Origin of the sequence: Bacillus sp. YC2 (assembly GCF_019891195.1) — a bacterium.
GTDB lineage: Bacteria > Bacillota > Bacilli > Bacillales > Bacillaceae > Bacillus.
Genome location: NZ_JAHXDO010000014.1, coordinates 24,371 through 49,661, shown reverse-complemented (window position 1 = coordinate 49,661; position 25,291 = coordinate 24,371). Strand labels below are relative to the sequence as shown.

General features: G+C 38.2%; 23 protein-coding genes, 7 tRNA genes and 5 pseudogenes. 26 read left to right on the top strand and 9 right to left on the bottom strand.

What is annotated here, in order from left to right:
* The first annotated feature begins 43 nt into the window (after window positions 1-43).
* From KY305_RS17555 to KY305_RS17520, 8 genes are all read left to right on the top strand, one after another.
* Window positions 44-493: a SprT family protein gene (locus tag KY305_RS17555; RefSeq protein ID WP_223063627.1), complete on the top strand. Its 450-nt coding sequence runs from the start codon at window positions 44-46 to the stop codon at window positions 491-493.
* A gap of 135 nt (window positions 494-628) precedes the next feature.
* Window positions 629-703: transfer RNA gene (locus tag KY305_RS17550), tRNA-Asn, on the top strand.
* 3 nt (window positions 704-706) lie between these two features.
* Window positions 707-797 (top strand) — tRNA-Ser (locus KY305_RS17545).
* Between the two features lie 19 nt (window positions 798-816).
* Window positions 817-891 (top strand) — tRNA-Glu (locus KY305_RS17540).
* An 11-nt stretch (window positions 892-902) separates the two neighbouring features.
* Window positions 903-977: transfer RNA gene (locus tag KY305_RS17535), tRNA-Gln, on the top strand.
* Window positions 978-1,008: 31 nt separating this feature from the next.
* A tRNA-Lys gene (locus tag KY305_RS17530) sits at window positions 1,009-1,084 on the top strand.
* Between the two features lie 10 nt (window positions 1,085-1,094).
* Window positions 1,095-1,176 (top strand) — tRNA-Leu (locus KY305_RS17525).
* 63 nt (window positions 1,177-1,239) lie between these two features.
* A tRNA-Leu gene (locus KY305_RS17520) sits at window positions 1,240-1,323 on the top strand.
* 518 nt (window positions 1,324-1,841) lie between these two features.
* Here KY305_RS17520 and KY305_RS20420 read toward each other — a convergent pair.
* A pseudogene (locus KY305_RS20420) lies at window positions 1,842-1,931 on the bottom strand (YjcZ family sporulation protein); the annotation flags it as partial.
* 394 nt (window positions 1,932-2,325) lie between these two features.
* Here KY305_RS20420 and KY305_RS17510 point away from each other — a divergent pair.
* From KY305_RS17510 to KY305_RS17495, 4 genes and pseudogenes are all read left to right on the top strand, one after another.
* A pseudogene (locus tag KY305_RS17510) lies at window positions 2,326-2,502 on the top strand (lysozyme family protein); the annotation flags it as partial.
* Window positions 2,503-2,739: 237 nt separating this feature from the next.
* Window positions 2,740-3,315: a TetR/AcrR family transcriptional regulator gene (locus KY305_RS17505; protein ID WP_223063626.1), complete on the top strand. Its 576-nt coding sequence runs from the start codon at window positions 2,740-2,742 to the stop codon at window positions 3,313-3,315.
* Between the two features lie 60 nt (window positions 3,316-3,375).
* Window positions 3,376-4,119: an SDR family NAD(P)-dependent oxidoreductase gene (locus KY305_RS17500; protein WP_223063625.1), complete on the top strand. Its 744-nt coding sequence runs from the start codon at window positions 3,376-3,378 to the stop codon at window positions 4,117-4,119.
* Window positions 4,120-4,490: 371 nt separating this feature from the next.
* Window positions 4,491-5,504: an NADP-dependent oxidoreductase gene (locus KY305_RS17495; RefSeq protein ID WP_223063624.1), complete on the top strand. Its 1,014-nt coding sequence runs from the start codon at window positions 4,491-4,493 to the stop codon at window positions 5,502-5,504.
* Between the two features lie 301 nt (window positions 5,505-5,805).
* Here KY305_RS17495 and KY305_RS17490 read toward each other — a convergent pair.
* Window positions 5,806-6,028 (bottom strand): annotated as a pseudogene (locus KY305_RS17490) (tyrosine-type recombinase/integrase); the annotation flags it as partial.
* On the opposite strand from KY305_RS17490, the gene KY305_RS17485 reads away from it, so the two are divergent.
* Together KY305_RS17485 and KY305_RS17480 are read left to right on the top strand one after the other, a co-directional pair.
* A complete protein-coding gene (locus tag KY305_RS17485; RefSeq protein WP_223063623.1) occupies window positions 5,960-6,325 on the top strand; it encodes a cystatin-like fold lipoprotein in 366 nt (121 codons plus the stop codon). The pseudogene KY305_RS17490 and the gene KY305_RS17485 overlap by 69 nt on opposite strands.
* 69 nt (window positions 6,326-6,394) lie before the next feature.
* A complete protein-coding gene (locus KY305_RS17480) occupies window positions 6,395-7,075 on the top strand; it encodes an aspartate/glutamate racemase family protein (protein ID WP_223063622.1) in 681 nt (226 codons plus the stop codon).
* Here KY305_RS17480 and KY305_RS17475 read toward each other — a convergent pair.
* On the bottom strand, window positions 7,064-7,315 hold the full coding sequence (locus KY305_RS17475; RefSeq protein WP_223063658.1) for a hypothetical protein: 252 nt from the start codon (window positions 7,313-7,315) through the stop codon (window positions 7,064-7,066). The two genes, KY305_RS17480 and KY305_RS17475, sit on opposite strands and share 12 nt — an antisense overlap.
* Window positions 7,316-7,477: 162 nt before the next feature.
* Window positions 7,478-8,788, bottom strand: a complete 1,311-nt coding sequence (locus tag KY305_RS17470; protein WP_223063621.1) for an amidohydrolase family protein — start codon at window positions 8,786-8,788, stop codon at window positions 7,478-7,480.
* 161 nt (window positions 8,789-8,949) lie between these two features.
* On the opposite strand from KY305_RS17470, the gene KY305_RS17465 reads away from it, so the two are divergent.
* Both KY305_RS17465 and KY305_RS20155 read left to right on the top strand, forming a co-directional pair.
* Window positions 8,950-9,381: a MarR family winged helix-turn-helix transcriptional regulator gene (locus tag KY305_RS17465; protein ID WP_223063620.1), complete on the top strand. Its 432-nt coding sequence runs from the start codon at window positions 8,950-8,952 to the stop codon at window positions 9,379-9,381.
* A 115-nt stretch (window positions 9,382-9,496) separates the two neighbouring features.
* Window positions 9,497-9,607 (top strand): annotated as a pseudogene (locus KY305_RS20155) (cystatin-like fold lipoprotein); the annotation flags it as partial.
* Between the two features lie 300 nt (window positions 9,608-9,907).
* Here KY305_RS20155 and KY305_RS17460 read toward each other — a convergent pair.
* Complete coding sequence (locus KY305_RS17460) at window positions 9,908-11,440, bottom strand: FAD-dependent oxidoreductase (RefSeq protein WP_223063619.1); 1,533 nt, start codon at window positions 11,438-11,440, stop codon at window positions 9,908-9,910.
* Between the two features lie 325 nt (window positions 11,441-11,765).
* Between KY305_RS17460 and KY305_RS17455 the strand changes: the two genes are divergently transcribed.
* Complete coding sequence (locus KY305_RS17455; protein ID WP_223063618.1) at window positions 11,766-12,485, top strand: MarR family transcriptional regulator; 720 nt, start codon at window positions 11,766-11,768, stop codon at window positions 12,483-12,485.
* A 408-nt stretch (window positions 12,486-12,893) separates the two neighbouring features.
* On the opposite strand, the pseudogene KY305_RS17450 reads toward KY305_RS17455, so the two are convergent.
* Both KY305_RS17450 and KY305_RS17445 read right to left on the bottom strand, forming a co-directional pair.
* A pseudogene (locus KY305_RS17450) lies at window positions 12,894-13,658 on the bottom strand (TSUP family transporter).
* A 236-nt stretch (window positions 13,659-13,894) separates the two neighbouring features.
* Window positions 13,895-14,542 carry an SDR family oxidoreductase gene (locus tag KY305_RS17445; RefSeq protein ID WP_223063617.1) on the bottom strand — a complete coding sequence of 216 codons (648 nt, stop codon included), beginning with the start codon at window positions 14,540-14,542 and terminating at the stop codon, window positions 13,895-13,897.
* Between the two features lie 211 nt (window positions 14,543-14,753).
* Here KY305_RS17445 and KY305_RS17440 point away from each other — a divergent pair, with 211 nt between their 5' ends.
* The 6 genes from KY305_RS17440 (at window position 14,754) to KY305_RS17415 (ending at window position 19,986) form a co-directional block, all read left to right on the top strand.
* On the top strand, window positions 14,754-15,176 hold the full coding sequence (locus KY305_RS17440; RefSeq protein ID WP_223063616.1) for a MarR family winged helix-turn-helix transcriptional regulator: 423 nt from the start codon (window positions 14,754-14,756) through the stop codon (window positions 15,174-15,176).
* Window positions 15,177-15,335: 159 nt separating this feature from the next.
* The gene (locus KY305_RS17435) at window positions 15,336-16,364 is read left to right on the top strand and encodes an NADH:flavin oxidoreductase/NADH oxidase (RefSeq protein ID WP_223063615.1); all 1,029 of its coding nucleotides are present in this window, start codon (window positions 15,336-15,338) and stop codon (window positions 16,362-16,364) included.
* Between the two features lie 34 nt (window positions 16,365-16,398).
* On the top strand, window positions 16,399-16,770 hold the full coding sequence (locus KY305_RS17430) for a nuclear transport factor 2 family protein (protein WP_223063614.1): 372 nt from the start codon (window positions 16,399-16,401) through the stop codon (window positions 16,768-16,770).
* A gap of 53 nt (window positions 16,771-16,823) precedes the next feature.
* Complete coding sequence (locus tag KY305_RS17425; RefSeq protein ID WP_223063613.1) at window positions 16,824-17,567, top strand: SDR family oxidoreductase; 744 nt, start codon at window positions 16,824-16,826, stop codon at window positions 17,565-17,567.
* 233 nt (window positions 17,568-17,800) lie between these two features.
* Window positions 17,801-18,706 carry a bifunctional helix-turn-helix transcriptional regulator/GNAT family N-acetyltransferase gene (locus KY305_RS17420; protein WP_223063612.1) on the top strand — a complete coding sequence of 302 codons (906 nt, stop codon included), beginning with the start codon at window positions 17,801-17,803 and terminating at the stop codon, window positions 18,704-18,706.
* 17 nt (window positions 18,707-18,723) lie between these two features.
* Window positions 18,724-19,986: an MFS transporter gene (locus tag KY305_RS17415; protein WP_223063611.1), complete on the top strand. Its 1,263-nt coding sequence runs from the start codon at window positions 18,724-18,726 to the stop codon at window positions 19,984-19,986.
* 446 nt (window positions 19,987-20,432) lie between these two features.
* Here the strand turns inward: KY305_RS17415 and desA are convergent, their stop codons facing one another.
* Window positions 20,433-21,464: a Delta(5) desaturase DesA gene (desA, locus tag KY305_RS17410; RefSeq protein WP_223063610.1), complete on the bottom strand. Its 1,032-nt coding sequence runs from the start codon at window positions 21,462-21,464 to the stop codon at window positions 20,433-20,435.
* A 132-nt stretch (window positions 21,465-21,596) separates the two neighbouring features.
* Here desA and KY305_RS20415 point away from each other — a divergent pair, with 132 nt between their 5' ends.
* Both KY305_RS20415 and cspC read left to right on the top strand, forming a co-directional pair.
* Window positions 21,597-21,740, top strand: coding sequence for a molecular chaperone TorD family protein (locus KY305_RS20415; RefSeq protein WP_223063609.1), 144 nt, complete (start codon window positions 21,597-21,599; stop codon window positions 21,738-21,740).
* 532 nt (window positions 21,741-22,272) lie between these two features.
* Window positions 22,273-22,476, top strand: a complete 204-nt coding sequence (gene cspC / locus KY305_RS17400; protein WP_010333136.1) for a cold shock protein CspC — start codon at window positions 22,273-22,275, stop codon at window positions 22,474-22,476.
* Between the two features lie 1,207 nt (window positions 22,477-23,683).
* Here cspC and KY305_RS17395 read toward each other — a convergent pair.
* On the bottom strand, window positions 23,684-24,145 hold the full coding sequence (locus tag KY305_RS17395; protein WP_223063608.1) for a CarD family transcriptional regulator: 462 nt from the start codon (window positions 24,143-24,145) through the stop codon (window positions 23,684-23,686).
* Between the two features lie 584 nt (window positions 24,146-24,729).
* Between KY305_RS17395 and KY305_RS17390 the strand changes: the two genes are divergently transcribed.
* The gene (locus tag KY305_RS17390; RefSeq protein ID WP_223063607.1) at window positions 24,730-25,098 is read left to right on the top strand and encodes a hypothetical protein; all 369 of its coding nucleotides are present in this window, start codon (window positions 24,730-24,732) and stop codon (window positions 25,096-25,098) included.
* Window positions 25,099-25,291 lie beyond the last annotated feature (193 nt).

Genomic DNA, 25,291 nt, shown 5'->3' with positions numbered 1-25,291 from the left:
ACGGTGAATTGTCCCGTTCAATGTTTTTAATGCGAGGTGCACAATGGATAACGAACAACTTCAAAAGCTGACAGAAGACATCTCTGCCGTTTATTTCGAAAAACCGTTCCGTCACCGGGCATTGTTTAATGATCGGCTGAAAACGACGGGAGGCAGATACCTGCTGTCTTCCCATAACATTGAATTGAACCGGAAATATTTACTTGAACACGGCCAAACAGAGCTGGAAGGCATTATCAAACACGAACTGTGCCATTATCATCTTCATCTTGAAGGGAAGGGGTACAAGCACAGGGACAAAGACTTCAGAGACCTGCTTCAGAAAGTAGGGGCGCCGAGATTCTGCACGCCGCTTCAAACAAAAAAAGTTCAAAAGAAAACATATATGTATAGATGCACGGCTTGCGGCCAACAGTATATAAAGAAGCGGGCGATGAATCCGGAAAGATATGCCTGCGGAAAGTGCAGAGGAAAAATCAAAAGAATTTTGTAAAAAGGCTTGACTCATTTTGTGGTCCTATGTTAAATTATAAAAGTCGTTGAGAGACAATGATACTTTCTCAAAAAAATATTTGTTGCTTCTTGACACTATATGTCGCATCATTTATAATGAAGAAAGTCTGATTATTCCACAGTAGCTCAGTGGTAGAGCTATCGGCTGTTAACCGATCGGTCGCAGGTTCGAATCCTGCCTGTGGAGCCATATGGAGAAGTACTCAAGTGGCTGAAGAGGCGCCCCTGCTAAGGGTGTAGGTCGTGTAAGCGGCGCGAGGGTTCAAATCCCTCCTTCTCCGCCAGATAAGTTCTCAACCAGACGGCCCGTTGGTCAAGCGGTTAAGACACCGCCCTTTCACGGCGGTAACACGGGTTCGAATCCCGTACGGGTCACCACTTACCTTCGTTGGGCTATAGCCAAGCGGTAAGGCAACGGACTTTGACTCCGTCATGCGTTGGTTCGAATCCAGCTAGCCCAGCCATTTTTATTTGTAACAATCACTTTTATAGAGCGAGCCATTAGCTCAGTTGGTAGAGCATCTGACTTTTAATCAGAGGGTCGAAGGTTCGAGTCCTTCATGGCTCACCATTTGTTTTTCGCGGGTGTGGCGGAATTGGCAGACGCGCTAGACTTAGGATCTAGTGTCTTACGACGTGGGGGTTCGAGTCCCTTCACCCGCACTTTATTTTTAAAGTGTTTATCACTAGCTTTCATGCTTAGTGGAAAAACAATTTTATAGTCACGCGGTCGTGGCGGAATGGCAGACGCGCTAGGTTGAGGGCCTAGTGGGTGAATAACCCGTGGAGGTTCAAGTCCTCTCGGCCGCATCAATGATACCAAGGGTTATAGACCCTTGGTATTTTTTGTTTTATGGAAAAGTTATCTGTTACTGCCCACTCACTGCCCAGTTACTTATAGTAAGTCATCTAGTTTGTCAGCCAGCTCTAACTTTTTAAAAGGGAGGGAATACTTTTTTTAAATACCAAGGCAATAATGAGAAAACTTAAAAGAGCCCGCAGGCCCTATGGAAACATTAGTAAAATAATTCACTTAATAAAATCTGCGTCTTCTTCCATCGAATCCAAACCGTCTTCTTCTTTCGAATGCAAAAGGGAAAAATTCTCTTCTTCTAAAGCCGGCACGAAAAAATCGGTTCCTTCCACGGAATCCAAAAAAAGGCATGTGATTTTCCTCCTTTCAAGGTCATAAGTTATTGCGCGATCTGCTCCGCAGGCGTTGAACAACCTACAATGATTAGTAGAACAAATATTAAATGACTAAGGCAAACCTGAGTCCTTATCCATCATTTGTGAAAATTAATGAGATCTTGTTAACAATCTATTCATCATATCCTCTTCAGAACACTGCACCAATAATAAATAATTAATAGAATGAACAAGACAACGATTAGTGCAAAGCAACTGCGACCGCCATACTCATCGTATCCGCAGAGTCACCTCCTGTTTGGAGTAATGAATCACAGAATATTTTATGTGCAGATAAACAAAATAGATTGGGCGAACTCTTTAGTTATTTATAAAATTCCACGTTATAGCAATCTGCTGAACGTGGCACCAGTCACATGTGCATAGCTACACAATTATTACAATGATTATTTATAAGCCCCAAACAGTGCCCATTTTGTGCATGGAAATAAATCGAAAATGAGTGTAAATGAAGAGTTTAAATGCTGTAAACATAGGCTTTTATAACAGATAATAAGCTTTCACTTTAATGAGGGCCTAGTGGGTGAATAACCCGTGAAGGTTCAAGTCCTCTCGGCCGCATCATTGATACCAAGGGTTAAAGCCCCTTGGTATTTTTTGTTTCAACGATTTAGGGCGGTATTTGAGAAATACGTCCGTCAGGAAGGTGTTTTTGATCAAGTGAATATTATTATGGCGCTCACCATGCAGGAAAGTGGTGGGCGCTCTTTTATGCAAAGTTCAGAAAGCATAGGATTGCCGCTGAATACTATTACAGATCCGGAATACTCTATTGAGGTATCAAACATTGAAAACATATAAATAAGTTTAAATTCTTTACTGATCGTTCTCGAATTTGATATGATTGAAACACGTTAGATCTAATTGTTTTGTTTCTCAATTAAGAATGATCATTCTTTAATTGTCTAAGAATATATTGAGAGAGGGGTGAATATATAAAGTTGTTATGCTCCTAGCATCAATGATTCTCAACCCTTTCTCAGAAATAAGAAGTAATACGTTCTAAGGTGGGATTACATGGCTAGAAATAAAGAATTTGATGAAAAAGAAGCATTAAAAAGAGCGATGGAGCTTTTCTGGGAACAGGGTTATGAAAAAACATCCATGCAAGACTTGGTGGACCATATGGGCGTTCACCGCAGAAGTATCTATGATACATTTGGCGACAAACATACTTTATTTATGCGAGCCTTAAGTCACTATGTAGAAGTAATGGAACTAAGAATGAAGAATGAAGTGAAAACAGAATTAACGGTTAAGCAGGCTATACGAAAATTATTTGAAATGGTTATTTATCCAAAAGAAAATCAGCCAAAAGGGTGTTTAGCTGTTAATGCAGCTGTTGAATTATCCCTAATAGATGGAGAAGCAGCTAAGAAAATTACAGAGATTTTTATAAATGCGGAAGCCTTATTATTTGATCTGCTAAAACATGGTCAAGAACAAGGAGAAATTCCTAAACACTATGACATCAAAGGGCTTTCTCAATTCATTCATAATTCACTCGTAGGGGTACGAGTATTAGCAAAAACGACAAATGATAAGGAAAAATTAGAAAACATTATTGATTTGACTTTGTCGACACTAGACTGAATCTATTTTGTTATTATGGATCAACTAATCAAAAAATATGTTTTCGAGGAGAGAATGAATATGAAGTACACAGTTATTACAGGAGCAAGCTCAGGTATAGGATATGAAACTGCCCTAGCATTTGCTGCTCGCGGCAAAAACTTAATTATTGTAGCTAGGAGATTAGATAAATTAGAAGAGCTTAAATCAGCTATTCAGAATATAAATCCTGATTTGGATGTTATTATTCGTACAAGTGACTTATCTGTCACAGATCAGGCATATACACTGTATAACAATTTAAAGGAATATCAAATTGAGACTTGGATTAATAATGCCGGGCTTGGTGAATCCTCTTCTGTAATAGATCAGAATTTAGATAAAGTGGAAACCATGTTACGTGTCAACATAGAATCCTTGACAATTCTTTCTACACTATTTGTGCGAGATTATTCTGATGTAGAGGGAACTCAGTTAATTAACGTATCATCAGCACTAGGGTATGCAATTGCTGTTGGCAGTATTACTTATTCTGCATCTAAATACTTTGTTAGTGCATTCACAGAAGGGCTTGCAAAAGAACTTGAACTCAAAGGTGCGAAAATGAAGGTGAAAGTTTTAGCGCCGGCAGTGACGGAAACAGAATTCATGAAACATGCAAGTGATACGGATGAATTTAACTACAAAGAGTATATCCCTAAGTACCATACAGCTGAGCAAATGGCTGATTTTATGATGAATCTTTATGATAGCCATCATGTAGTAGGGGTTGTAGACGAAAATTATGAATTTAAATTAAGAGATCAAATCTATCCAATACTATAAGATTTTTAAATCTATATAACAATACTGTAAAGAATCTGTGAGAATGAGAAACATAGATTTCTTTACAGTATCGATTTTAATTATCCAATTAAGAATGAATGTTCTAAAAAGACATAATGCTAAGTGGATGAAAAAAATATTGTAATTCTTTCTGATTTTAATGGTGGGTTAATCATAAAATAGGAAGTCAATTGGAATAATAAATAATACAGGTGATGTAGAAATTATATTAAGAGAAGAAAGTGAACAAGATCCTGAAGCTTATCGCTGCCTTGTAAAAGAATTAAATTGATTGTAGTTTACGAAAATAATAAAAACAAGGTGAAGAACCCTAATAAATGTAACTCAACGTAAGGATGCTGATTTAAAAAATGAAATCACTCATGAAAGCAGCTCAGATCACGAAGTACTCAAAAAATCTCCATGCCCAAATCAATGACATTCCAATTCCAGAAATTGATGACAACGAAGTTTTGGTAAAGGTCAAAGCTGCGGCGGTCAATCCACTCGAAATGTTGATTATGTCAGGTAGCGTCAAACTAATTCAAGATTATGAATTCCCATTAACGCTAGGTAATGAATTGACAGGTGTGATCGAAAAAGTCGGAAAAAATGTGACAGAATTTCACGCAGGAGATGCCATCTATACACGTCTTCCGGTAGAAAAAATTGGAGCTTTTGCGGAATATGCTGCAATTGACGCTGCTGCAATTGCACCAATGCCAAAAAACTTGTCCTACGTGGAAGCCGCTGCTGCACCACTGGCTGGACTCACAGCGTATCAAGGTCTGCATGAAGAACTTGAGGCGCAGTCTGGTAAATCTGTTTTCATTCCAGGTGGATCAGGCAGCTTTGGTCAAATGGCTGTTCCAATCGCAAAGGCAATGGGCCTAAATGTCATTGTTAGCGGCAGCTCAGAAGCGCGCAAACGCACTCTGGAAATGGGTGCCGATCAATATTTGGATTATTCAACAGAAAACTATGTTGACTTGTTGTCGAATGTGGATTACGTGATTGATACACTGGGTCCTAAAGAGTTTGACAGTGAATTGAGTATCATCAAACCGGGCGGAAGATTGCTCTCTCTTCGTACAGGACCAAATAAACGTTTCGGAAAAGACCGAAATTTTCCATTGTGGAAACAAAAGCTATTTTCCCTTGCTGGCGCTAAGTATGACCGCAAAACCAAGAAACACGACGTGGAATACCATTTTATCTTCGTTCGTTCTGACGGCGCACAACTTAAAGAGATTACCAAACTCATTGAAGAGAACAACATTGTTCCAGCAATTTATCCAACACTATTTACCATAGACAACATAAATGAAGCACTAGAACTAGTCGCAAATGGGCGACCAAAAGGGAAAGTGATTATTCATTTTTAAGGGGAACTGATGAAAGCAGTCCAAAAGTAGAGAGCATTTAACCTAAAAATCGTGCCCATTTTGTGCCCAAAATGAATATAAAACGGTGTAAATGAGTGTAATGAATGACTTCAAATGCTTGAAAATGAAGGGCTTTTGTAACTGACAATATACTTCCGCTTTATTGAGGGCCTAGTGGGTGAATAACCCGTGGAGGTTCAAGTCCTTTCGGCCGCATCAATGATACCAAGGGTTTAACCATCTTTGGTATTTTTTTGTGTTTTATAAAAAATGTGTTTTGTGACCAAAAGTGTCCACTGAATTATAGTAAGTCGCCTAATTTGTCCGCTATTTCTTTTTGTTTATTAGGATATAAATGTCTGCAAACATCAATTGTTGTTTGTGTACTCCAGTGTCCTAAACGTTCTTTGATGGTGATGTAATCTCCTTGGTTTATTAGCAGAGTGTCTAACATCATGAAGTCTAATTGGTTCGAGGTTGCTGTCTTTACTAAAGTATCTGATCGAAAATATGATCGCGCGATTGATTACGTAATAAAGAAGTATAAGACCTCTTTAAGTGAAAGAGGAAGGGATACTGATGATGTCAAAAGAGATAATTCCGTAATTCGTGTATATGATGGGGTGAAACATATTCAGTTTGCTTTTTATAATGATGGCTCGCTCAATTATTCCTCGTATGATTACTATGATAAAATGGGGAATGATTATGGAGAAATGGAGCATATGCCTGCGACTGGAGAGTATGACCGTTTAGGCTTGTATAAGAAAACGCCAGATTATGAAGAGGTTAAAGGGAAAGAAACAAAAACTAAGAAGTAGATATTTGGGTAACCCAAGAATAACTAATGGTTAGCGTATTAGTACACATTTTTATAGGGGAGGACAAATATGATTGGAATACTGGCAGGAATGGGGCCAAAATCTACTGGGCCATTTGTAGATAAAGTAGTAGACGAGTGCCAAAAAATATATGGAGCAATACATGACATGGATTTCCCTCATATGATGATTTATTCTTGTCCAACTCCTTTCTACATGAATAAACCTCTCAATCATACGGACATGGAAAAGGCAATTATTGAGGGTGCTGTAAAGCTTGAAAAAACTGGTGTTGATTTTATTGCAATCCCATGTAATACCGCACATATCTATTTTAATCAATTAAAAAAATCGATTTCAGTCCCTTTACTAAGCATGGTTGATGAAACAATAAAAAAAATACCTAGAGGCTCAAAAAAAGCAGCTCTTTTAGCTACCTATCCAACGGTTCAATCTGGAATATTTCAAGAAGCCTTAAACAGAGAAGGTTATGATTTTTTACATCAAGATAGTTGGCAAATCTGTGTCGATCAAATAATAGAAAAGATTAAACAAGGTCAAATCGATGAGTCTATTACATTATATGATGAATTACATCATGAATTAGCAGAAAAGGTTGATACGGTTATAATTGCATGTACGGATTTAAATATTGTCACGGATAAAAAATTTAGCGATATCACCTTTGTTGATTCATCAGCTTGTCTCGCTCAAGCCATTGTAAATAAGTATTTATCATTAACAAAATAACTCTTTGAATAGTTGAGTGGACTTTGTGTCTGCTCTTTTTTTATGTGCTGAATTCTTATCAAGAAACAAAAGGCTTACAATAACCGCAATCATTCCAGACAAAGGCAGATTCGTTAGGAGCAATCGTATAGCCAAGTACTTCTTTGGAAACCGTCTTCGCGAACCAACCGCAATATAGACAGCTTCTTTTGATTCCCCGTAATCTAGAGCTTGAACAAGATCTGTTGTAAACTGATTCAAAGAAAGACCTTCTTTCTTTGAATTGGTTGTGGTGACTTAAATCTAAAAGAAAAGGTCTTCCTTTTTGTATTTCTTCATTTACACAAGATATTTTACGCTCTCAATTGAAGTATATCCTTTCACAATCTTAGTGAAAGATCCTGACTTATAATGAATTAACCATTAAATTGATTGTTTTATACCTTTGAACCATACAGATCTGATTGACAAAGTATCTGTTATATTGGTCGTCGGATCGCCGTTTACCAGTACAAAGTCAGCACGCATACCTTCGGCAATACGACCGCGATCATCAAGACAAAAGCAACGAGCCGTTTTTGAAGTAGCCGACTGAAGAGCTTCTATAGGAGTAAACCCCGCCTTCACCAGCAATTGCATTTCATGATGAACGCTGGCACCATGAGCAAGGCCGCCAAGATTCGGAACAGGAACCGGGGAGACATCAGTTCCGACAAGAATATCTACACCCGCATTGTGAAGATCCATCACATTTTGAAAGCTATTCTCCATACTGCCTTGGGGAAAGGTATTAAAGCTTGTGTTCAAAATATCAACCCATTCTGGACTTAATTTAGAATATACACGCGGATCATCTGCTAATTCTGATGCCGAATTTCCAAGGATTGATGAGTTCAATACCAGGCATGGTGTGACAAAAGCACCTGACTCAGCTATAGAACTCACCAACTTGGACGTTGATTCGGGTCTGTCAATAAACAAATGGCCCAAACCATCTGCTCCAATATTGATGGCTTCTTGGGAAGATTGAGCTGTCAATACATGGGCAATGACGATTTTCTCCAACTTGTGAGCTTCATCAACAGTAGCTTTTAAAATAGCGTCACTTAAAACAGGCAGTCCTGGAGCGCCCAAGACAGTGCCTTCTTCAATCATAATCTTAATGAAGTCGGCTCCATTTTTAACTTGGGTATGCACATGCTTGATTGCTTCTTTCGCAGTAGTCACTTGAGGAATTTCTTCGTGATCATGAGCGTATGCAGCAAGCATAGCCTCCTTGTCTTCCCTCGATAGCTTTTCTAATTCTTTCAAGATAAATTCAGGAATTTCATCTCCATCTGGTAACAGTTCATCTGGATGACCGCCCGGTGCAGTGATCGCAGTGCCAGCAGAACGAACGTCGGCGACATCAACCACATCTTTCAACTGGATCTCACGGCCTCTTTTAGTAAAATCGCCGTTCATTTCGAGTTCGGTTGTCACACCAAATTTTAAAGCATCCTTTAGTCCGCCTATAGAAGTGTGAACATGTGCATCAATCAAACCAGGAAGTAAAGTTGCATTATCCGCATTGATGATTGTTGCATTTGCTGGAATATCTTCGCCCACTGCAATAATTTTTTCTCCTTTGATAACAATATTTCTTGCATTGATAACCTTTTCCCCATCGAAAATACGTACATTTGTAATGGCCGTAACTTTTTCCGTAGTAGACTTATGAGTTTTGTTTGTCATTTTGATGTTCCTCCTCGATAATTAATTAGAACTCTAACAGTTAGCTTTCTAACTGTCAATAATCTAAATTCAGTCATTGACGATCGAGCGTAAATTTTGTATAGTTCATCTATTGACTGTTAGTTATCTAACTATTTATCGGTTATATTAGGAGGTATGCCATGAAGTCTCGAAAGGATACACCCTACCTTGACTTGTTTCAAATTATCGGACTTAAGCTGAAAAAAAGAGCAGACGAAAGCATAAAAGATTTGGGGTTAAACTCTCAACAAGGAAAAATCATTGACTATATCTACAAGAATCAAGATAAAGATTTAATTCAAAAGGACCTTGCAGATCGTTTCCATTTGCGCGGTGCAAGTATTACAAGTATGCTTCAAGGCCTTGAGAAAAAAGGATTGATTGAGCGCAAAATCCCTGCTGATAATGAGCGGCAAAAAAATATTTATGTTTTGCCTAAAGCCGTTGAACTGATTGAATCCTTTAATCAATCCTTTCAAAAAGTGGAAGATGAAATCATTTCTGTCCTTACTGAAGAGGAGCAGCAAACCTTAAATGAATTGTTGAACAAAATCAATCAACATTTAAAATGAGTGTCACTAATGGAATCAAACTTCCTGAAATTAAGAACCCTAAAAAAACCCAAGCTGGATTCTTTAGGCCAACTTTAGAGGGTCACTTCAGTCTTTTTTGATAGATGTTCCAGATGAAGAAATGGCACATATACCGGGTGATGGTGATCGGGATCGCCTTGGTTTGTATAAGAAAACACCTGATTATGAAGAAGTTAAAGGAAAAGAAACGAGATTGGAAGAGTAGACATTATCTGCTCTTTTTTTGTTCATGCTCGCAAAGTATTTAGATCCCAACGACCCGTAATGCGAAAAAAAAGGCGTTACCACAGGACGTCCAAGAAACCCTGATGATTAGCAAAACAACTTTATGACTAGATATTAGCATAGCGATAAGAATACTAAGCAATCGTTTGAAGAGTAATATAGTAATTTAAAAATCCTTCCGTCACTAAATTGTGAATTTAGCGAAAGAAGGAATAATGTTGGCAGAATGGTGGACAATGACGGTACATATGGTGTGATTCTCCAATGTCCTAAGCGGTCCTCAGTTCGAGTTAATCGTATTGGACTGTGTGGCAAACGTGCTGACAATGTTGTTGAAGTTGGCTAGCCAGTCGTTAGTGATAATGCTTCCAATGTAACCGTCTGGTCGGATCAGCACTAATGTGTCACCAGTGATGCCGTAAATACTGCTCAGCTTGCCGGTTGTGTCATCGAGGCGCTTGTTGTCAACTCCGAGACCGTTACCAACGGCGTAGCAGCGTAATTCGGCACCGCCAATCGGCCAACTCAACTCAGAGAGTGTCTTGATCGCGTTGGCTCCAAAGGCTAGCAGGGTGAAATGCGGTCCCTGATAAAGCTCGAATAAGCGACTTAAACCTTGTGGTCCTTTACAAGGAGCGTCCGGTGCTCTGTCGCCAACATGTAGAGTTTTAGTAGCAGAGCTATTAGTAGGGGCAAGTGGTCCGCCGTAGTACGAGATTCCGAGCTGTCGTTCCTCATCTCCGCGTTTAAGTCCTGAGAGAGGCTGCTCAATCTTAGAGTAAAGCTCGTTGGATATTCTAAGGACGCGTGCGGCAATCGGCTGCCGTTCGGCTTCATAACTCTCTAGGAGGCTCTCTGGTGCACCCTTTATGACCTGACCAAGTTTCCAGCCGAGGTTGTAAGCGTCCTGAACACCGGTGTTTAGACCCTGACCGCCGGCTGGTGTGTGTACGTGAGCGGCGTCGCCAGCCAGAAAGACCTTGTCAGATCGGTAATGCTCGGCAAGTCGGACATTAGGTCTGAACACTGAGGTCCAGGTGATGTCGCAGAGCTGTAAACCTGTGAGCGTTTGGAACTTGACGGCTAACGCAGTTTCGTCGAGGTCAACCGATTCTTCCGGTGTCAGCCGAATCATTACCTGGAACTGGTCAGAGTGAGGGAGCGGGCATGCTGCGACCTGCTTCCCATGTGTTCGTGGCCATACATGCCATCGGTTGCGTGACAGTCCGTTTATTGTGCCATCGATGATAAGCATACGGTCGGCTTCGTTGGTCTCTCCTATGAAACGAATACCAGCAGCCTTGCGGACTGTACTAGAACCACCGTCAGCTCCTACAAGATACCTGCTTCGAATCTTCTCTCCAGTAGAGAGTGTTGCAGTCACCCCGTTGTCATCCTGTTCAAAACCAATAATCGCAGTGTCAAACTCAATACTTAGTCCTAAGCGGTCAAGCAGACGGTGCAAGATAGCGTCGGTACGGTATTGAGGCAGTAATAATACATTCGGGTACGGCACATCATGAGTAACCTTTTTTCGTTTCTGCATCCGCAATGGTACAGTAATTGGTCCTAAATGAATCCCCATAAGAGGATAGGTTCCTCCTTCAGCGTGAGCTTCTTTCAGTACGCCAAGATCCTCGAATATCTCTTGGGTTCTCGGTTGAACTCCCTTCGCACGAGAGCCCTTGAATGAATGAGGCGCCTTGTCTACCAGTCTGACACTAAGGCCGCGTCGAAGCAGATCTGCCGCTAGTGTGGATCCGGTCGGACCAGCGCCGGCTATGAGCACATCGATGTCGTATTTTTCTGTCAAATGAATCGACCTCCTATATTTCGGGTGTGAGATTTAGATATCATGTTTGTCATTTCTACGCATCCTCTCTGAAATTTTCCAAACATCAGTTGAATGCGAACAAGACGTTTCAGCGCAGTGATACAGTATCTAATCGAATATCATAGTACATGAAATATGTCTTGCTCTCTTATTATTGTTAACTGGAAACATAATGTCTATAGGAAACAATGATAGATGATATTCTTCCTTCCGTCAACTATTGTTTCGTCGAAACAATAATTGTTGCTTGTTTACTTTCAATTGGTATAATGGTATCAAGTTAGCCTTTGGAGGAAAAACATCAATGAACAATAATACAAGTAAAAAGCAAAATAAAGATCGGTTAATCATGGAAGTATGGGAAACCGCAATAGATATGCTGCATAAACTTCAATCGGTAGATGACGAAGAAAAACAGTGGTTGATACAGAACAGCCAAGATCCTGTTGTTTCAGAGTCAATGAAAGAATTGACTGTTTTAATGTTGCATGTGCTGGAGGCGATTGGAAGGCTCGAGCCTGTAAACGGAATAACGATTTCGAAGCAATTCGGGATATCGAGGGGAAGTGTCTCCAAAATTACGAGAAAACTTGCAGAAAAAGAAATTATCCTCGTAGAAAACCTTCCAGATAACAAAAAAGAAATTCTGTTCCGTACCACTCCATTGGGCAAAGAGATACTTCTTTTACATCAAGACTTACATCATCAAATTGATAGTGAAATCAATCGTTTCTTTCAACGATATACCGAAGACGAATTGGGAACTGTCCTCAATGTACTCCGCGATGCATTGCATACGTCTTGGATAAATCCTGCGTCAAACGAGGAAGAAATGGCACATAGTCCAAGGGCAACGCAGATAAATGAAAAGGAAGAGCTAGACACCAGCAAGGCCAGTCGTTCTTACCCAGTGGCTGAAGAAATGTACGAGATCACGGAAATGCTCAATAAACTTGATTCCAGGAACTTAAAAAAAGCGAAAGTGATCCTTAATGAAATATTTTTTTCAGACTATGACGAATAGAGTTAATATGATGGTGCGTAATTAATGAATAATAATAGTGAAGTATTTCTGTTTATAAATCAATTTTAATCAATTGTAATAACCACCTATCTATAATGCATTAGGTGATACTGTGACGGGTGCAAAATATGTAAAGGGCATTCTATGGGAGAAAATAAAAGAGTTAAGTTAAGTGGGAACAGCATGACTTTTAAAGGGGCGAGCTTGCGTTTTACACCTAATTACCCCGGTGTTTTCACTTCTAAATAAGAATAAGTCGTTGTAAATAAAAACCTGATATTATAGGCTTTTGCAACTTGAAATAAAGTATCTCTTTATTCAGGGACTACTTTAAGAAAACCATACCAAATAATATTGGTATGGTTTTTCATGCGGTGCGATTTTGTTTATGGATAGGGTAATTCTAAATTATTGAATATAATCATATACGTTTTTGACTAACAGCAAGCAGGTTACCACAATAAATAAAGCACGAACGTAACTGCTGCCTCTTTTAATTGCAAACTTTGAGCCGCAAACTGCACCGGCCATTTGAGCAAGTCCCATTAGTAAACCATATGTATAGTTGACTTGCCCTAGGTACATAAACATCAGCAAGCCAGCAATATTACTGCCGAAATTCAAAAACTTTGCATTGCCTGCTGCTTTTAAAAAATCAAATCCGATCATTAAGAAAGCAAACATTAAAAATGAACCTGTTCCTGGCCCGAGAAATCCATCGAAAAACCGATTGCAAAAATGAAAAGGATAAAAATAATAAAATGACGGACAGATCGTTTTTTATAGGTTGAAATACTTCCCCAATCTTTTTTGAGGATGGTATAGACTGCGACAGCTGCCAGCATAACAAGCATTAATGGTTTAAGCAATTCGGGGTTCATTAAATGGACTGTCCATGCACCGGTCATAGAACCAATAAAAACGAGGGGGAATAACTTGTAAACGGATGTAAAATCAATTTTTCCAGAACGGTAAAACATAAAATGTACTCGTTAAAGAGCCTATTGTTCCAGCTAATTTATTTGTTGCAACAGCCTGTGCTGGGGTCAGCCCTAAGAATAACAATGTAGGTAAAGCAATTAATCCGCCGCCTCCTGCCACGGAATCGATAAACGCAGCTAAAAATCCAAAACATACGATAAGCAGCAGCGTGTAAAGGTTAATATCTTCCATTACTTTTCCTCCTTGAAAAGCTGGAAATGGTTATAAAAATCATCCACAATGGATAGAGGCAGCTTGTGAGAATTGATTTCTGTCCAGTTGTAAGAGAAAATAGCGCTTCTAAAAAACCCCCTTGGAATTTTTTAATACGATAAGTCAAACCTCGGTTGGTATTAGTCTGCGGAAGATCAATTATTTAGACGGAAAAGAGAGCCTGACATAAGACCTTTTTTCACATGCATTTAAAATCATTTGTATAATGTTGCTATTGGGGTATCTCCTTCAAGAAGTGTCACGATTTTTCTGTATGCTCTCTCGTTTCCAATTGATGCTTCTATAACGCGTGCAACATCTTCTCGTGGTATACGAGAGGTCTCGGAACCAGAAGGATCAGTCGTTATCTTTCCAGTCCCTCTTTTGTCAGATAGAACACCTGGACGTAAGATGGTGTAATTAAGGCTGCTTTCTTTAATGATTTTATCAGCGTAATGTTTTGCGATAAAGTAAGGTTTCATACTCTCTGGTTTCCAATAATCCCGGCGGTCTGAATCAATGCTGCTGACCATAATGAATTGGTGTACAGCATTTTTTTCAGCTGCCTCAACAGCCTTTGCAGCTCCGTCTAAATCGATCATCAGTGTTTTATCTGGCCCGGTATGTCCTCCAGATCCTGCTGTGAAGACAATAACATCAAACCCTTTGATGGCTTCAGTTATCATTTCTGTATCGTCTTCTAAGTTTAAGTACATTGGTTGAACACCCTTATCCTCAAAATAAGAAAATTGATCTTCCTTCCTTAACCCGACGGCTACATCATGTTCTTTTCTCTCGTTTAAGACATTGACTAGATTCTTTCCAACTTTCCCGTTTGCTCCAATAATGAATATTTTGCTCACTTTGATCCCTCATTTCTAATGTAATTTTAGTTGAACACCCAATGAAGAACGATTAGATTTTCCTCTGCGTTTCCAATATGCCATGTAAATACAAATGCATCAATTTATATGCTTGCTGCATGCATATAAATTGATGCATTTGAGTAAAGAGTCCGGTTGTCTTATACTTAAAAAAAGAATATCACTTGAATGACTGGTGGGAAATTGTCTTATGAATAATAAAAACGAGTTCATGGATCAGTGGTTATCAATGGACACTATACAGAATAAAATCAAAAAGGAATTGGAAAGTATATTACAGGCTCAATTTAGTTTATCGATTAAAGAGTTCTACGTTCTTTATTATCTTTCCAAGTCACCGGAAAAAAGCCTTAGGTTACAACAGTTACAGGAGAAGATAGGACTAAGTCAAAGCGCTCTTTCCAGATTAGTGGGGAATATGGAGGCCAAAAGCTGCGGTGCCTTGGAGAAGCATATTTGTTCAGATGATCGTAGAGGAAGCTATACCAGAATAACGGAATTAGGGGAGAATAAACTTCATAAAAGCCTTCATGTTTTCCATGAGATATTACAGAAGCATTTAAAAGAGCATAACTTTGATAAGATAGTGAAAGAACTAATAAAAGGGCTATAAACAGGATAACCTTTCAAAGGGCTTGAATTTTTTGAAGCTCTTTGATTTGACTTTTTGGGGATTTAGAGATAAATTGTATGCATGCGTCATGCATATATTTTTTAAGTATATATATGTATGTTGCATGCATATATTTTCGAAAGGAAAGGACGTTTTACCATGCAAGATCTATTTAGTACTTTTAAAATTAAAGATTTAGAACTGAAGAACCGTGTCGTCATGTCCCCAATGTGTATGTACTCTGTTGATAAGAAAGATGGTGTTGCAAATGATTGGCATTACTTGCATTACGTAAGCCGTGCGGTTGGTGGAGCTGGGTTCATCATGATTGAAATGACTGATGTTGAACCTGATGGAAGAATTTCTGATTATGATTTGGGTTTGTGGTCCGATGATCAAATTCCAGCGCTTGCAAGAATTGTAGAGGCTATTCACCAACATGGCGCCAAAGTAGGGATTCAGATTGCACATGCTGGCCGTAAAGCTGAAGATGCAGCTGTACCAGTCGCTCCATCAGCAATTCCTTTCGATGAGAAATCCACAACACCAAGAGCGCTATCAACAGAAGAAGTCAAAGGGATGGTAGAAAAGTTCCGTTTAGCGGTAAGACGTGCAGTCAAAGCTGGTTTTGATACGATCGAAATTCATGGGGCGCATGGATATCTGATTCATCAGTTCCATTCTCCGCTTACAAATAAAAGAGAAGATGAATATGGAAAAGACTTGACTAAATTTGGTCGAGAAATCATTCAGGCTGCTAAAGAGGAAATGCCTGCCGAAATGCCATTGCTAATGCGTATTTCTGCAAAAGAATATGTAGAGGGTGGATATGACATAGAAGAAAGCATCGAATTTGCCAAAGTTTATCAAGAAGCAGGAGTGGATATGTTCGATATCTCCTCTGGCGGTGAAGGACAGATTGCTGCTTGGGGACGGCCGGGAACACACTCAGCTTATCAGACTCCGCTTGCAAGAAAAATCAAAGAAGCTTTACAAGTTCCTGTAATAGCTGTAGGAAGACTGGATGATCCAAAATTAGCTAACGCGATCATCGGTAATGAAGAAGCAGATCTTATCGCTATCGGCCGAGGTATGCTAAGAAACCCTTATTGGACACTGGAAGCTGCGAAGCAATTGAGAAAAGAGACATCTGTACCAAAACAGTACAGTGATGGTTTTAGGTTTTAATCTAATTAATCCGTAACATAAGGAGGAATAGATAATGAGTAAAACACCTATAAACGATTATGATCAAATAGTTAAGGTAATTGGCAAATATGTAGAAGGACTTGTGACTGGAAAGAAAGAAATTATGCAGCCGGCTTTCCATAAAGACGCGACAATGTATGGATATAATTCGAATGGTTTTCTCGGAGGCCATATTCAGAATTTATGGGATTTTGTTGATGAAGCAGGTGCCGCGCCGGATCTTAAATCAAGGATCGACGTTTTAGACGCAGAAGGCACAATCGCCGCAGCTCGTATTAGTCTTGAAAACGATGCTTATGGAGAGTCCTACACAGACTATCATCAGTTGCTTAAAGCAGATGGAGAATGGAAAGTAATTGGTAAGTTATTTCACTTGCATCGGTAAACGAGTTTGTGAAAATTAGAAAGTAAATGGCACTAGAAGGAGGGGATTTTTTTATGACATATGTTAATGATAAAGTTATTGTCATAACAGGTGCATCAAGCGGAATAGGTGAGGCGGCAGCGAGCTATCTTGCTGATCGAGGTGCAAAGATCGTATTGGCTGCAAGAAGTGAAGATAAGCTGAAGAATGTTGTTGAGCGTATCTTGAATAAGGGCGGGACTGCTATATACAAAGCAACAGACATTACCAATAAAGAGGACGTCGAAGCCCTAATCGACTATACTATTGAGAAATTCGCTAGAGTTGATACGCTGATTAACTGCGCTGGCCTCATGCTGTTCTCCATGTGGGACAATGCGCATGTAGCTGAGTGGGAAAAAATGATTGACTTGAACCTGAAAGGTACTCTGTATGCCATTGCAGAAGTATTGCCGCATATGAAACGGCAAGGCAAAGGTCAAATTGTGAATGTCGGGTCTATTGCAGGGCATGCAGTAGGAGAGGGACATGGTGTCTATAGCGCAACAAAGTTTGCTGTAAAGGCAATTACTGAAAGCTTGCGCAAAGAGGTATCTGAAAAACATAACATCCAGGCATCCATGGTTTCTCCGGGAGTTATAGCTACAAATTGGCAGGATACTGTCACGGACAACGACGTAAAAGGTGTATTAAATAATCTAAATAAAGTAGCTATTGATGCAGAACATGTCGCGAAGACAATCGGTTTTGTTGTCGATCAGCCTTCAGATGTATTAATAAATGATGTTTTTGTTACGCCTACAGCCCAAGAGTGGTAAGCAGATCATATATGCAGTAAGAAAAGAGAGATGGTCGAATTGAATTAGAAAAAAACAAGAGCACCTATTATTTTAATAGGATTGCTCTTGTTTTTTAAAGCGTATAATTTAAAAAGCCCTGTCATTACAAAAAGTTAAAAGAAATAAAAAATCAATAGTTGACTTAAGCAACTGTTTCAATTACGATTAGAAAAAGTTGCTTAAGTCAATTTTTTTTTGGGAGGTATATAAATTTGAAAACAAAACGTGTTTTAGCATTCAGACAATTTAATAGGTTTTACACAGATATTTTGGGTTTTCTTAATGAACATATTTATGACAGTCCTTTCTCTTTAACAGAAACAAGGATTTTATATGAAATTTATAATACGGCCGATTGTACAGCAAAAATAATTCAAGAAAGGTTAGACCTGGACAGAGGATATGTAAGTAGAATTGTCAGAAAATTCGAAGAAGAAGACTTAATATATAAGCAAAAATGCAGAGAAGATGGACGCAATTATTTCCTTTATGTAACCACTTCAGGGGAAAATATTTATAAAAGCCTGGAGAAAAAAGCCAATCAGCAAGTTGAATATATTCTTGAATGCATAGACAAAAAGGAACAAGAAAAACTTGTACATTCAATGGAAACCATTCAAAACATTTTGCAGCATTCTTTTTATGATAAAGAATCTCCGATTTCAATAAGAGACTATTATACTTCAGAGGATGTCAAAAACATAATTGAGAAACAGCGATTATTTTATGCCGAATCCCATGGCTGGGATGAAACATTTTTATCCTATCTTCACGATACGTTTAAAGCTGATATTGAAAAAATATGGGTGGCAGAAAGCGGGAATCAATTTGCGGGTTGTATCGGCTTAGTGAATGACGATGAAAAAACAGGACAGTTAAGATGGTTCTTAGTCGATCCGTCTTTTCAAAGAAAAGGTGTTGGCAGCCGTCTGATTAAGGCGCTTGTTCAATATTGTAAAGAAAATGGATACGAGCGTATATTTCTTTGGACGGTAAGAGACATGTCAACAGCCCGGCCATTGTATAAAAAAAACGGATTCGAAATGACAGAAATTCATGAAGAAAAACCTTTATGGGGATCAAATTTAATAGAAGAGCGCTGGGACTTGGAATTATAAAGTAGAGGGGAGATAGGATGAGCATAAAATATCATTATGCATGGGTTATTGTTTTTGTCACTTTTTTAACCTTTTTAGCGGTTCAAGGCGCACGTCTTTCATTTGGAGCTTTTGTTGAACCATGGGAAAAAGATTTTTCTATGAATAGAGGAACAATCTCACTTATTTCCACACTGAGTTTTATCATATATGGCATATCTCAGCCCATTATAGGGAGGTTGGTTGATAAATTAGGTCCCCGAATGATTTTGTCAGTTAGTACTTTCTTGGTCGGGCTTAGTTTTATTTTAACTTCTTTTGTGAATCATCCATGGCAATTATTTATCCTTTATGGAATTATGATCTCTGTTGGTGTTGGAGGGGCATCTAATGTAGCCGCAACAGTTGTTGTTACAAATTGGTTTAATGAAAAACGCGGACTTGCTTTTGGAATTATGGAGGCAGGATTTGGCGCTGGTCAGATGCTTCTTGTTCCTGGCTCTCTCATTTTGATTCAATGGTTTAACTGGAAGTTAACTGTAGTGATTTTGGGCATACTTTTAATGGTTATTGTGTTTCCTATCATACTGTTATTTTTACGGAATCATCCCAGCGAGATGGGGTTATCTCCTATGGGCGGCTTTATGAAAGAAGAAGCTGAAAGTGAACAGCATACGACCAATTTTTCTGTTTGGGCAGTGTTTTGCAAGAAACAATTCTGGTTTTTAATATTACCTTTTGCTATATGCGGTTTTACAACTACAGGTCTGATGGATACTCACCTTATTCCTTTTTCTCATGACCATGGATTTTCAACAAGTGTAACCAGTGCTGCAGTTAGTGTATTGGCGGGATTTAATATTTTGGGGATATTAATTTCAGGAATTGTGGCAGACCGTTGGAGCAGTAAAAAGATGCTTATTCTTTTATATGTCATACGCGCATTATCAATTTGTATCCTGTTATATAGTCATCATCCGGTCATATTACTTATTTTTGCAACTCTGTTCGGACTAGTTGATTTTGCAACTGTAGCTCCTACTCAACTGTTAGCCACGCAATATTTCAAACAATATTCAGTGGGTTTTATTTTAGGCTGGCTATTCCTGAGTCATCAGATAGGATCAGCACTGGGAGCTTATGTACCAGGTCTTCTTTATAGTGAAATGGGTAACTATGAATTTTCTTTTTATTTCTCAATTATTATTTTGTTGGGAGCAGCAACCTTTACCTTCTTACTGCCTGAAACTATGAAAATAAAAAAAGAGCAAAAACCGAAGACTGAATCAGTTTCATATTAAACAGCTATAAAATTTTCAAGCTCATCATACGAATGTTAATTATAGGGGAAGAACAGATTCAACAGTTGATCTTTGTATTAACTTTAACAGTGCCCATTTTGTGCCCAAAATGAATATAAAATGGTGGAAATGAGTGTAACGAATGACTTCAAATGCTTGAAATGGCTGGCTTTTGCAACTGACAATATACTTCCACTTTTTATTAAGGGCCTAGTGGGTGAATAACCCGCAGAGGTTCAAGTCCTCTCGGCCGCATCTCAATAATATCAAGGGTTTAACCACCTTTGGTATTATTTTTTTATGAGGGAAATTCGGCAATACCACATTGTGGAGTCTGCAAGTGTATTCGACACTAAAAAAGTGCTGACCTCTGCACAAAACCGTTGCGCGAGTCTGCACTTTTATTCTGTAAGATACACTGCCCCTTGCCATCGGTTATGGGGAGTTTATTTAATCGTTCTTAGCCGCGCTGATACTTGGCTTTTAGAAGCTTTTTTTAAGTAGCTGAAACCAACAAATTTTTTGCCTTCTTCATCCCATAGGCGGAACTTTAACGACTTAAGACTTGTTGCCAGTGTAATGGTCGGAACGTTTTGCAATGGTTCAGTGTTATTATGCACTTTTTCAAGCTTATAGTTTGGGACTCGCGGGCTTAAATGATGAACATGATGGAAACCGATATTGCCTGTCAGCCATTGCATGACTTTTGGAAGCTTATAAAAAGAGCTTCCTTCAACTGCTGCTTTTACATATTCCCAATGCTTATCTTCTTCAAAATAAGAATCCTCAAACGTATGCTGAATATAAAACATCCAAATTCCGAGAGATCCCGATATCGTAAAAATGGGCATCTGAACCAGCAGGAAGTTTTGCCAGCCAATAGCCCAACATAAAAGTGCTGCCAAAGCGACGATCCCCAGGTTCGTTACATACGTATTCATCCGTTCTTTGCGTTTTGCCCCTTTACGATTAAAACGATTGGTAATCCCGAAGACGTAAATCGGCCCAATAATAAACATAACAAACGGGTTTCTGTACAAACGGTACATTATTTTTGTCTTAGTTGAGGCTTCCTTATATTCCTCAACGGTCAGTACCCAAATATCGCCTGTACCGCGTTTGTCCAGATTGCTGCTTGTCGCATGATGGACAGAATGGTCGTGTGCCCAATGATCAAAAGGATGCAGAGTCAGAATTCCTGTTATTGTTCCAAGGATTCGATTCGCTTTTCTGTGCTTAAAAAAGGAATAGTGGCAGCAATCATGAAAGATGATGAAGGTTCTCACTAAAAAACCTGCCGCAACGACAGAAACCGCTAATGTAAGGAAATAAGAGATCGACAAGCTTTTATATGCCAAATACCATAACAGGAAAAATGGTACCAATGTGTTAATGATTTGATAAATACTTTTTTGTAAATCGGACTTTTCATAAGGTGTAACCAGTTTTCTCAAAGTCCTTAGGTTTTGTTGATTCATTTTTTAAAGTTTCCCCTTCCCTGATGATCTTCTAAGTATAGACAACGTTTTATTGCCTGGAAGTCCCAGCGTCATACACCATATATAATAAGTATCTTTCCTATCGTATGTTAAATTATTGAAATTTATAAATTGATTTCCATCCCGGTTAAATCTTTATTAGCAGAGCCAGCCGGGATACAAAAGACGTATGAAGATTATACCCAGCTCTTTATCGGGCTAAACTCTCTCCGTGCTCCCCTATGGGAATCGGTTTATTTAGACCGTAAACATTGATTGTTTGAGGAACAAACATTACAAGTGAAGGAAATAATACCGTAAAAATGGGGATATACCATGAATGATCGTTTGGAAACATTTGCAGAAACAAAGCTTTACCAGTGAACAGCCCTGCTACTAAAAGAATATCTTGCACCTGAACAAGAAACAGCTGAGCTTTTTAAAGAAATCTTTAACAATCAATAATGAAGTACTATTAAGCAAAGAAAAAGGTTTGAAGACACTCGTGATTCATTTTCACAGTGTTTTCAAACCATAGTTATTAATAGGTCTCTTAGATATGTTATAAATTCGATGCAGAATGATTGACATTTCTAATTTTGCTTACCGCTTCTGCACTGTTATCCACACGTTTAAACAAATAACGCCATGAATAAAACAATTTGCAATTATTTCCGTTTCGTGCTATGATAAAGAAGAATTATTTTTGTTCGTGTAAAGGATAGTATGAATATCGACTTTCGTCTTGATGATACTTTGGGCAAGGATAGTAATACAATGTGTGGTAACGCACTAGGAGGCAAAAAAAATGGAACAAGGTACAGTTAAATGGTTTAATGCAGAAAAAGGTTTTGGCTTTATCGAACGTGAAAATGGAGACGATGTATTCGTACACTTCTCTGCAATCCAAGGTGACGGATTCAAATCTTTAGACGAAGGTCAAAAAGTAACGTTTGACGTTGAGCAAGGTGCTCGCGGAGCTCAAGCTGCTAACGTTCAAAAAGCTGCTTAATCTTCAATCGTTTATACAAACAGGCTCTTATATAGGGCCTGTTTTTTTATGTTCTCTGTATAATATTCAATAAAAAACCCTGCTCAAGGTTCGAGCAGGGCGATGGTAAAAGGTAATAGAAAAAGATTTAACACTTCAAAGGTTTGTTTACAGTATAACATACTGGATTGCCAAAATGCGGAATGTATATAAATTATTTATTTTTCTTTTCGAATGCAACTACATTATCTTCTTTCGTTTTTCATGAACCTGCCCGTTAATTTAAGTGCAAGACTTCACAATCTCAAGTCCTACCAACCATTTTCAGATAACCTCTGATTGAAAGTTTATCAGAAGATCTTTTCTTTTCCTGTTCCAAATGCTGGGCAGCCGCAGTTCGGGACTAATCTATTTAGCGAGGAAGCAAAAACATTTACGAAATTCAAAAAAGATAGCCAACGTAAATGTGTCGTGTGCCATCCGCTAAAAGCAGTACCGATTTCTATTAAATAAAGTTGGCGCTATTTTTATTTTATAGAAGCAATCCATGATTATTCCGACACTCTCCTTCCTTTTAATCCATCACATCAGATGAAATTTATGTATATCCTATTATTACTAGCGGTAAACAAAAAGGATCATCCTTTTTCGTAAAGAATCATCCTTTTCTTCGTTCATTCAACAATTTTTAGGTATTAAAATAACAGCTGGGCCATCTGCAAAAATTCCACCAACTTTAATTTTTTCATTTAATCTCATTATTTATGGTTTCTGGTTCTAGAAATTACGTCATTTTTTATCGTTGATCATATATTTAGATGTTACCAACTCGTGTATCTCTTTTATGAAAAGAAAATAAACAATTAACTGTCGCAGAGGATATAAGAAATTCTTAAAGATAGAGGTGAGATTGATTCTAGAAATAATCACTTAGTACCTAAAACAATGAAAGCCCTGCCTCTCTTTCATCCTTACGGCTCCTTGTCCGTGCCAGTGTGAATCAGGATTACAAAATCAAGTGACTATTTTATCGAGTTTTTTATTAAAACTTCAAATGTTCGCAGAAGAAATTTTAAAAATAAAAATGGATTAGATTGTAGGAATAACAAAAGAGGTTAATGTTCTAAAAGTAAGTTGAAGAAGTTGAACGTCATTAAAATGATTCACTTTTAATTCCCGAAAAATTCAGGATATTTTTTGGAGTGCAATATATAATCTGTAATTAACCTTAACAAAAACTTTTTATTTGATTTTCAGTGATTCCTTTAATTACTTCCAGTTCACTAATCAAAAATTCATATGCATTATCCAACATTTTTTTTTCGCTTGCATTCAGTGCTTTTTCTTTCTTCATACGCATTAAATCACGTACAACTTCAGCGCCTTCTTGGATTTCACCCGTTTTTATTTTATTCGTGTTTACTTTAAACCTTTGTTTCCACGGAAGTAACCTATCTGATTCTCCATGCTGAAAAATGTGCATAATGTGTTTTAATGCAAGGATATCAGTAACTGGCCGTATACTTGAACTCAAGATTTTACGCGTTGGGATCATAACCTGCATATTACTGATTGACATTTTTATGACATAATACTGTTGTTTTTCCCCTAAGAATTCTTTTTCTTCTATGGCTTCAATTATACCTGCTCCGTGCATTGGATAAACAATGTTATCGCCAATTTGAAACATATAATCCACCTCCATATATGGTAACCTTCTTAAGATTACCATATATCCGTTTTTTAATCAAATATTTAATAATAACATGGTCGTATTTTTGGTGTCAATAACTTTTTTAAAAAATTATATCAAGCAAAAACAACATTAAAACAATAGGGAACGTGTCGTATTCCTGAAATCTCGACTAATTAACATGGATCAGTTTTTCATTGAAAATGAGTTATTAAATCTCCTTTAGGAATTCATGACTTGGCATCAATGACATGTTTGCTGATCTATATGGGCACAATGGTTTTACAATGTTGAGGCCTAGTGGGTGAATAACCCGTGAAGGTTTCAAGTCCTCTCGGCCGCATCGATGAATGAATACCTCTTGTACTGAACATTGTTCGGTTTATCGATCTTCAGCGTTTTTTATACTATTGAAAATAAGAATGAAATTAAGATAAATGGACCAGTAAATTTATATTTTCTTGTTGTTGTAATTGAAAAATCGCCTTTAAATGTGTTGGTTAATCAAAGTAATAGTCCAAGCTACAATTTTTTATATACATAATATGTAGAGATAAAAAATATTAAAAGGAGTGATAGTAATGTCTAATTACTATTATGACGAAGGTGAAGATCAACGGTACGTTCCTCAGAACTGTGGCTGTAACTTAGGCCATGATTTTGATGGGAAGGAAGAAGAAGCACTAAGATTAGAAGAAGCAAGAGCAAAAGCGGCAAAAGCAGAAGCAAGAGCAGAAGCTGCAGAAGCAAGAGCAAGAGCAGCAGAAACAGCAAGAGCAGAAGCCGCAGCAGAAGCAGAGGCAAGAGCAAGAGCTGCAGCAGAAGCAGAGGCAAGAGCAAGAGCAGCAGAAGCAGAAGCTGCAGCAGAAAGATTAGCAGCACGAGAATGTAACAAACATAAGAAAGAGAGAGAACTTGTTTGCAAATGTAAATATAAGAAGAAAAAATAAATATTAATTTTTATTAAGATTTTTTAAATAATCTAAATCATGCGATTCAATATGTATTTTCACATTTTGAATCGCTCTTTTCTTTTTATCCTAAAAGAAAATTTTCACATGGCTACAAAAACTATAAGAAAAAAAGATTCTTGTTGAAGGATCAACCAGGAAGATTGCTCAAAAGCTATTGTTGGTTGGGAAC

Bases quoted from the DNA above. Each gene is read 5' to 3' on its own strand.
- KY305_RS17555 (WP_223063627.1), top strand. From the start codon at position 44: ATGGATAACGAACAACTTCAAAAGCTGACAGAAGACATCTCTGCCGTT.
- KY305_RS17505 (WP_223063626.1), top strand. From the start codon at position 2,740: ATGGCTAGAAATAAAGAATTTGATGAAAAAGAAGCATTAAAAAGAGCG.
- KY305_RS17500 (WP_223063625.1), top strand. From the start codon at position 3,376: ATGAAGTACACAGTTATTACAGGAGCAAGCTCAGGTATAGGATATGAA.
- KY305_RS17495 (WP_223063624.1), top strand. From the start codon at position 4,491: ATGAAATCACTCATGAAAGCAGCTCAGATCACGAAGTACTCAAAAAAT.
- KY305_RS17485 (WP_223063623.1), top strand. From the start codon at position 5,960: ATGAAGTCTAATTGGTTCGAGGTTGCTGTCTTTACTAAAGTATCTGAT.
- KY305_RS17480 (WP_223063622.1), top strand. From the start codon at position 6,395: ATGATTGGAATACTGGCAGGAATGGGGCCAAAATCTACTGGGCCATTT.
- KY305_RS17470 (WP_223063621.1), bottom strand. From the start codon at position 8,788: ATGACAAACAAAACTCATAAGTCTACTACGGAAAAAGTTACGGCCATT.
- KY305_RS17465 (WP_223063620.1), top strand. From the start codon at position 8,950: ATGAAGTCTCGAAAGGATACACCCTACCTTGACTTGTTTCAAATTATC.
- KY305_RS17455 (WP_223063618.1), top strand. From the start codon at position 11,766: ATGAACAATAATACAAGTAAAAAGCAAAATAAAGATCGGTTAATCATG.
- KY305_RS17440 (WP_223063616.1), top strand. From the start codon at position 14,754: ATGAATAATAAAAACGAGTTCATGGATCAGTGGTTATCAATGGACACT.
- KY305_RS17435 (WP_223063615.1), top strand. From the start codon at position 15,336: ATGCAAGATCTATTTAGTACTTTTAAAATTAAAGATTTAGAACTGAAG.
- KY305_RS17430 (WP_223063614.1), top strand. From the start codon at position 16,399: ATGAGTAAAACACCTATAAACGATTATGATCAAATAGTTAAGGTAATT.
- KY305_RS17425 (WP_223063613.1), top strand. From the start codon at position 16,824: ATGACATATGTTAATGATAAAGTTATTGTCATAACAGGTGCATCAAGC.
- KY305_RS17415 (WP_223063611.1), top strand. From the start codon at position 18,724: ATGAGCATAAAATATCATTATGCATGGGTTATTGTTTTTGTCACTTTT.
- desA (WP_223063610.1), bottom strand. From the start codon at position 21,464: ATGAATCAACAAAACCTAAGGACTTTGAGAAAACTGGTTACACCTTAT.
- cspC (WP_010333136.1), top strand. From the start codon at position 22,273: ATGGAACAAGGTACAGTTAAATGGTTTAATGCAGAAAAAGGTTTTGGC.
- KY305_RS17395 (WP_223063608.1), bottom strand. From the start codon at position 24,145: ATGTTTCAAATTGGCGATAACATTGTTTATCCAATGCACGGAGCAGGT.
- KY305_RS17390 (WP_223063607.1), top strand. From the start codon at position 24,730: ATGTCTAATTACTATTATGACGAAGGTGAAGATCAACGGTACGTTCCT.